Origin of the sequence: Leucobacter chromiiresistens, assembly GCF_001477055.1 — a bacterium.
In the GTDB taxonomy this organism is placed as follows: Bacteria; Actinomycetota; Actinomycetes; order Actinomycetales; family Microbacteriaceae; genus Leucobacter; species Leucobacter chromiiresistens_A.
This window is the reverse complement of the sequence record NZ_LDRK01000174.1, coordinates 1-2,640: the sequence shown is the minus strand read 5'-3', so window position 1 is coordinate 2,640 and position 2,640 is coordinate 1. Positions and strand designations below refer to the sequence as shown.

The following is a 2,640-nucleotide window of genomic DNA, read 5'->3' as shown; positions in this document are numbered from 1 at the left end:
CCGGAAGACCCGCGGCGGCGTCGGGCGACAGGAAGCCCCGCAGCAGCGCGGAGGATCCCTCGACGTGCTCGAGCATCGCCTCCGCCGCCGCCGCGGGTCTTCCGGCGAGGATCGCCGCGACGATCGCCTCGTGCTGGTCGTTCGAGTGCGCGATATTGGGTTGCAGCACGGGGATCTCCTCGAGCAGCGCATTGACGCGGGTGCGGAGATTCGCGACCAGGGGGACGAGGCTCGGCGACCCCGAGAGCTCGGCGATCAGCAGGTGCAGCCGCGAGTCGAGCCGCCGGTGGTCGCCTACGGCGGATCCCGAGCACTCGTCGAGCGCGCGCGCGAGCGCGGCGCGCTCCTCCGCGGTGAGTTCGCGCCCCGCGGCCTCCCGCGCCGCCCCGACCTCCAGCACGCGGCGCAGCGTCGTGACGTCCTCCACCTCCGCGGCGCCCGGCGCGGCCCCGGCGCTCCCCAGCGCGGCGTCGTGCGGAATCCGCTCGGCGACGAAGGTGCCCCCGTAGCGCCCGCGCCGGGAGACGACGTACCCGGCCTCGGCAAGCGTCGCGAGCGCCTCGCGCACGGTGTCGCGGCTCACCTTCAGCATGGTGGCGAGATCCCGCTCCGCCGGCAGCCGCTCACCGGGCCCGATCATCCCCAGCCGAATGGACTGGAGCAGCCGCTGCATCGTCTCCTCGTAGGCGTTCGTCGGACGAGCCGCTCGGATGAGCAGCTCGATCCCCTCCGTCGCCCCGGTCACATCGCGCCGTTCAGAGCGGCGTCGTGTAGGCGCTGGTCAGCCCGCCGTCGACGAGGAAGGTCGACGCGGTGATGAACGACGCGTCGTCGCTGGCGAGGAACGCGACGGAGGCGGCGAGCTCCTCGGGCCGGGCGAAGCGACCGACGGGCACGTGCACGAGTCGGCGGGCGGCGCGCTCCGGATCCTTCGCGAACAGCTCCTGCAGCAGCGGCGTGTTCACGGGCCCGGGGCAGAGCGCATTCACTCGGATGCCCTGGCGGGCGAACTGCACCCCGAGCTCGCGCGTCATGGCGAGCACGCCGCCCTTCGACGCGGTGTACGAGATCTGCGACGTGGCCGAGCCCATGACGGCGACGAACGAGGCCGTGTTGATGATGGAGCCGGATCCCTGCTGCGTCATGTGGCGGAGCGCCGCCCGCGAGCACAGGTAGACGCTCTTGAGGTTCACGTTCTGCACCTTCTCCCATGCGGGCAGCTCGGTCACCTCGATCGAGTCGTCGTCGTCGGGGGAGATGCCGGCGTTGTTGAAGGCGATGTCGACGGAGCCGTATTCGCGCGCCGCCGTGTCGAACAGTTCGTTCACCTGCGCCTCGTCGGTCACGTCGACGCGCACGAAGATGCCGTCGACCGAGGCTGCGGCCGCTTCGCCGCTCGTCGCGTCGAGGTCGCCGATGACGATGCGGGCGCCCTCGGCGCGCATGCGCTTCGCGGTCGCGAGGCCGATGCCGCTCGCGCCGCCGGTGATGACGGCGACCTTGCCGGCGAGGCGCTGCGTCAGGTCGATGGGGGTGATGTCGCTCATGAGGGGTTCCTTCGAGGTCGGGGGTTCGGGGGGTGCGGCGGTCACTCGCTCGCGAAGAACACGTTCTTGGTCTCGGTGAAGTGCTCGGCGGCGTCGGGCCCGAGCTCCCGCCCGAGCCCCGACTGCTTGAAGCCGCCGAACGGGGTCGCGTACCGCACCGACGAGTGCGAGTTGACGGAGAGGTTGCCGCCCTCGACGCCGCGTGCCACGCGGATGCCGCGCCCGAGGTCCGACGTCCAGATCGACCCGCTCAGGCCGTACTCCGAGTCGTTCGCGAGCTGCACCGCATCGGCTTCGTCGTCGAAGGGCAGCACCGACACGACCGGGCCGAACACCTCTTCGGTGGCGATGCGGGCGCCGCGCTCGGGGGTGACGACGGTCGGAGCGAACCACGCGCCCGGGCCGTCGGGAGCCGAGCCGCGGAAGGCGACCGGGACGTCGTCGGTGAGGAAGGCGGCGACGCTCTCGCGGTGCTGCTCGGTGACGAGCGGCCCGACCTCGGTCGTCTCGAGCGCGGGATCGCCGACCTGCACGCCCTGCACGGCCCGCTCGAAGTGCTCCATGAACCGGTCGTAGACGCTGCGCTGCACGAGGAGGCGGCTGCGCGCGCAGCAGTCCTGGCCGGCGTTGTCGAAGACGGAGTACGGCGCCGTGGCCGCGGCGCGTTCGATGTCGGCATCGGCGAACACGATGTTCGCGCTCTTGCCGCCGAGTTCGAGCGTCACGCGCTTCACCTGATCGGCGCAGCCGGCCATGATGCGCTTGCCGACCTCGGTGGAGCCCGTGAAGACGACCTTGCGCACCGCGGGGTTCGTCACGAAGCGCTCGCCGACGACGGAGCCGCGGCCGGCGAGCACCTGGAAGAGGCCCTCGGGGAGGCCCGCTTCGAGCGCGAGCTCGCCGAGGCGCAGGCTGGTGAGCGGCGTCCACTCGGCGGGCTTGAGCACCACCGCGTTCCCGGCCGCGAGCGCGGGCGCGAACCCCCACGAGGCGATCGTCATCGGGAAGTTCCACGGGGTGATGACCGTCGGTTATGCACATCTCAATGTCGCCTCGAACTGCCTACGGACAGCCCAGGGGGACCGCCACCAAA

General features: G+C 71.7%; 2 protein-coding genes and 1 pseudogene. All 3 read right to left on the bottom strand.

The window, feature by feature from the left end; all coding sequences use genetic code 11:
• The coding region (locus tag NS354_RS12920; RefSeq protein ID WP_058594829.1) for a FadR/GntR family transcriptional regulator at positions 1 to 745 on the bottom strand (745 nt) is incomplete at its 3' end.
• Positions 746 to 755: 10 nt separating this feature from the next.
• Positions 756 to 1,547, bottom strand: coding sequence for a 3-oxoacyl-ACP reductase (locus NS354_RS12915; RefSeq protein WP_058594828.1), 792 nt, complete (start codon positions 1,545 to 1,547; stop codon positions 756 to 758).
• Between the two features lie 41 nt (positions 1,548 to 1,588).
• Positions 1,589 to 2,572, bottom strand: a pseudogene (locus tag NS354_RS12910) (aldehyde dehydrogenase family protein); the annotation flags it as partial.
• Positions 2,573 to 2,640 lie beyond the last annotated feature (68 nt).

Excerpts from the sequence above, each read along its gene's own strand:
- NS354_RS12915 (WP_058594828.1), bottom strand. The coding sequence starts at position 1,547 with ATGAGCGACATCACCCCCATCGACCTGACGCAGCGCCTCGCCGGCAAG.